This is a genomic window from Occallatibacter sp., from assembly GCF_049802275.1.
Classification (GTDB): domain Bacteria; phylum Acidobacteriota; class Terriglobia; order Terriglobales; family Acidobacteriaceae; genus Telmatobacter.
Map to the genome: position 1 here is coordinate 1 of NZ_JBARMD010000028.1, position 1,704 is coordinate 1,704.

General features: G+C 57.0%; 1 protein-coding gene. It reads left to right on the top strand.

The window, feature by feature from the left end; translation table 11 throughout:
- A partial coding sequence (locus tag WA354_RS00815) for a heavy metal translocating P-type ATPase (protein WP_472811107.1) occupies positions 1-1,424 on the top strand: 1,424 nt, incomplete at its 5' end.
- Between the last annotated feature and the right edge of the window lie 280 nt (positions 1,425-1,704).

The following is a 1,704-nucleotide window of genomic DNA, read 5'->3' on the forward strand; positions in this document are numbered from 1 at the left end:
AGATAGGGGATCACGTCGTTGTGTTGCCTCACGAGATCTGTCCGGTCGACGGTGCTGTCGTCGAGGGGCACGGCGTAATGGACGAGTCGTATCTGACGGGTGAGCCATTCGAGATCTCAAAGACTCCGGGTTCGAAGGTTCTGTCTGGAGCGATCAACGGCGACATGGCCCTGACCATCGAAGCCGAGAAACTGGCGGTCGATTCGCGTTACGCCAAAATCATGCAAGTGATGGAGCAGAGTCAGGACAAACGCCCACAGCTTCGCCGCATTGGAGACCGAATTGGGGCGTGGTATACGCCCTTGGCCATGGGTGTGGCCGGACTGACATGGCTGCTTACCGGCGACTCCACTCGTTTTCTGGCTGTGGTCGTCATCGCCACTCCATGTCCTCTTATTCTGGCGATCCCAGTGGCGGTGATTGGCGCGATCTCGCTTTCTGCGAGGCACAGCATCATCATCAAGAATCCCGCGGCCTTGGAGCAGATCACGACCTGTCGCACGCTCATTTTCGACAAGACAGGAACTCTGACCTACGGCCAGCCTCAGATGACCGGCGTGTTGTGCGGACTCGGTTTTACCAAAGACCAAGTCTTACAAGCGGCCGCCAGTCTCGAACAGTTTTCCAAACACCCACTGGCAGGCGCAGTGGTACGGGCAGCCCACGACGCGAAACTGGCTTTATTGGAGGTCAGCCAGATGCAGGAAAAACCGGGAGACGGCCTTCTTGGTATGGTTGCCGGCAGAAGCGTGCGCATCACGGGGCGCGGCAAGGTAGACGCCAAAGTGCTGTCCTCACTGCCTCCCCTTGCTTCCGGACTGGAGTGCATTGTCTTTGTAGACGATCAGTATGCCGGAGCATTCCGTTTCCACGATGCACCTCGTCAGGACACCAAGCCCTTTGTCCACCATCTAAACCCGAAGCATCAGGTGAACCGCGTTCTCTTGGTCTCCGGAGACCGAGAATCGGAAGTCCGCTATCTGGCACAAGAGGTCGGAATCACTGAAGTGTATGCCGGACAGACCCCGGAACAGAAGGTTGCGATTGTTGAATCGGAGACCAAGAGAGCTCGAACCCTGTTCATCGGGGATGGCATTAATGATGCTCCGGCACTCATGACGGCGACTGTAGGTGTTGCCTTTGGGGCTAACAGCGACATTACTTCCGAGGCCGCTGATGCAGTAATTCTGACTGCTTCGCTGGGCAAGGTAGATGAATTGATTCATGTCAGTCACAGGATGCGCTCCATCGCGCTGCAGAGCGCCGTGGGAGGAATGGCTGCCAGCGTCGTGGGTATGATCGCCGCCGCTCTGGGCTACCTGCCTCCGCTGGAGGGAGCCATCCTGCAGGAAATTATTGATTTGGCCGCAGTGGCGAACGCGGTTCGAGTGGCCCTGCCCACTCGAAACTTGGCCGATTTTTGAGGATGTTGCAGGTAAGCGCATCGTCCGCTTTGAGGTGGTTGAGCCCGGCGCTGAACGATGGCCATTAGCTCCGGAAACGCTTCCCAGCTGAGAAGCGCACGCTGCTATCAGAGCTTGAAGGTGCGGGCTGGCGATACATGCAGCCTGCCCCTCGGAATACATTGCCGTCAGGAGGAACTTTATGTTCGCCTTCAAATTGATCCAACTCATCGAAACCCGCGCGGAACCTCTGTCGGAAGGACTCATGCGCAGAATAAAGAAAGATGACAGGTGCGTAGAG